General features: G+C 61.1%; 3 protein-coding genes. All 3 read left to right on the top strand.

The window, feature by feature from the left end:
- On the top strand, positions 1-487 hold a 487-nt coding region (locus QZ498_RS17050; protein WP_294624418.1), incomplete at its 5' end, for an SDR family oxidoreductase.
- A gap of 63 nt (positions 488-550) precedes the next feature.
- Positions 551-1,861, top strand: a complete 1,311-nt coding sequence (locus tag QZ498_RS17045) for a Xaa-Pro peptidase family protein (RefSeq protein ID WP_294624416.1) — start codon at positions 551-553, stop codon at positions 1,859-1,861.
- Positions 1,862-1,933: 72 nt separating this feature from the next.
- Positions 1,934-2,583, top strand: a 650-nt coding sequence (locus QZ498_RS17040) for a thiamine pyrophosphate-dependent dehydrogenase E1 component subunit alpha (protein ID WP_294624414.1), incomplete at its 3' end; no start/stop codon positions are given.

Here is a 2,583-nt window from a genome sequence, read left to right as displayed (position 1 = left end):
CAACTGGGACATGATCATGAACGTCAACACCAAGGCGATGTGGCTGGGCATGCAGGAAGTGGCCAAGCAGATGATCGAGCAGGGCCCGATGGAGGATCACCCCTACAAGCTCATCAACGTGGGCTCCATCGCCTCGCGCAAGCCGCTGGTCGATGTCACCGTCTATTGCACCTCGAAATACGGTTGCCTCGCGCTGACCGAATGCGGCGCGCTGGGGCTGGCCGAGCACAACATCACGGTGAATGGCTACGCCCCCGGCGTGGTTGTCACCCCGCTGTGGGAGCAACTCGACAAGGACCTTGTCGATATCGGCTTCAAGGAGCGCGAGGGTCAGGCCTACGAGGATATCGTCGAAAGCAACCTGGTGATCAAACGTGTGTCCTACCCCGAAGACATCACCGGCACCGCGTCGTTCCTCGCCAGCAATGACAGCGACTACATGACCGGCCAGATGATCTCGATCGACGGCGGCTGGGTCACGAAATAATCGGCCACCCCCGAATTCTCATCATGACCGGGTGCGCATGATCGCACCCGAAAGGAGTTTCAAATGTCAGAACGTCCAGGCAACGCCCTCATGCCGAACCTGCTCACCCCGCAGGACCTCGAAACCAATTGGCAATGGCGCGAAAAGCTGCCGGCCCATGGTCACATGGCCGTGGATTTCGAACGCCGCGTCGATCATGACCGGTTGCGCCGCTACCGTCTGGCCCGCACCCGGCAATCCTTGCAGAATTCCAACGCGGGGTCTCTGCTGCTCTTCGACGTGAACAACATCCGCTATGTCAGCGCCACCAAGATCGGCGAATGGGAACGCGACAAGATGTGCCGTTTCTGCCTGCTGACGGGCGACGATTCGCCTTACGTCTGGGATTTCGGCTCCGCCGCGGTGCATCACCAGCTTCACTCCGACTGGCTGGAGCCCGATCACTGCCTCGCCGGCGTTGTCGGCATGCGCGGCACCATCCCGCCCGAATTCGGCCTGATGCGCAAATACGCCAAGATGATCGCCCAGCTGATCAAGGATGCGGGCATGGCCGATATGCCCGTCGGTGTGGACTATGCCGAAACCGCGATGTTCCACGCATTGCAGGAAGAAGGCATCAAGGTCGTCGACGGCCAGCAGATCATGCTGGCGGCGCGCGAAATCAAGAACTGGGATGAAATCCAGCTTCTGACCCAAGCGGCCAGCATGGTCGATGGCGTCTATCACATGATCTACGAAGAGCTGAAACCCGGCGTGCGCGAAAACGACATCGTCGCCATGTCCAACAAGCTGCTCTACGAAATGGGCTCGGACGACGTGGAAGCGATCAACGCCATTTCCGGCGAGCGCTGCAACCCGCATCCGCACAACTTCACCGACCGTTTGATCCGCCCCGGCGATCAGGCCTTTTTCGACATTCTCCAGTCCTATCAGGGCTATAGAACCTGCTACTACAGGACCTTCAACGTGGGCCGCGCCACCCCGGCGCAGAACGACGCCTATGTGAAAGCCCGCGAATGGATCGACGCCTCGATCGCCATGATCAAGCCGGGTGTCACCACCGACAAGGTGGCCGAAGTCTGGCCGACCGCGGAATCGCTCGGTTTCGCGAATGAGGATCAAGCGTTTGGTCTGCAATTCGGCCACGGTCTCGGGCTGGCGTTGCACGAACGCCCGATCATCAGTCGTGCGGTCAGCCTTGATCACCCGATGGAAATCAAGACCGGGATGGTCTTCGCGCTGGAAACCTACTGCCCCGCAGCAGACGGCTACTCCGCCGCCCGGATCGAGGAAGAAGTCGTCGTGACCGAGACAGGCTGCGAAGTGATCAGCCTCTTCCCCGCCGAAGAACTGCCGATCGCCAACCGCTACTGACCGGCGGCACCCCCCGCCTTGCGTTCCTCCCTGCGCAAGGCGGGCGCTTTGCCCATCGCCCAAGAGGACATCATGGCCAAGACCAAAACCAACACCGAAGATTATCTGCGGATGTACCGCCAGATGGTACGCATCCGCACCTTCGAGGACAACGCCAACCAGCTTTACCTCTCGGCCAAGATGCCGGGGCTGACGCATATGTATTCCGGCGAGGAAGCCGTGGCTGTCGGCATCTGCGAGGCGCTGACCACCGACGACAAGATCACCTCGACCCACCGGGGCCATGGGCACTGCGTGGCCAAGGGCGCCGAATTCAAGGAAATGTTCTGCGAGCTTCTGGGCAAGGAAGAAGGCTATTGCCGGGGCAAGGGCGGTTCGATGCATATCGCCGATCAGTCCAACGGCAACCTCGGGGCCAACGCCATCGTCGGCGGCTCCATGGGCATTGCGACCGGCTCGGCCTTTACCTCCAAGCTGCTGGGCAAGGACGATGTCACCGTCTGCTTCTTCGGCGACGGGGCCACCGCGCAGGGCCTGCTCTACGAGGTCATGAACATGGCCGCGCTGTGGAACCTGCCGGTGATCTACGCCTGTGAAAACAACGGCTATTCCGAATACACCAAGACCGAAGAGATCGCCGCCGGCTCCATCACCGCCCGCGCCGAGGCCTTCGGCATCGAGGCCCATCAAGTGGACGGGCAAGACGTGCTGGCGGTCAACGA

Origin of the sequence: uncultured Roseovarius sp. (genome assembly GCF_913057115.1) — a bacterium.
Classification (GTDB): Bacteria; Pseudomonadota; Alphaproteobacteria; order Rhodobacterales; family Rhodobacteraceae; genus Roseovarius.
This window is presented reverse-complemented; position numbering and strand designations above follow the sequence as displayed.

Coding starts and splice junctions, on each gene's coding strand:
- QZ498_RS17045 (WP_294624416.1), top strand. CDS start 551: ATGTCAGAACGTCCAGGCAACGCCCTCATGCCGAACCTGCTCACCCCG.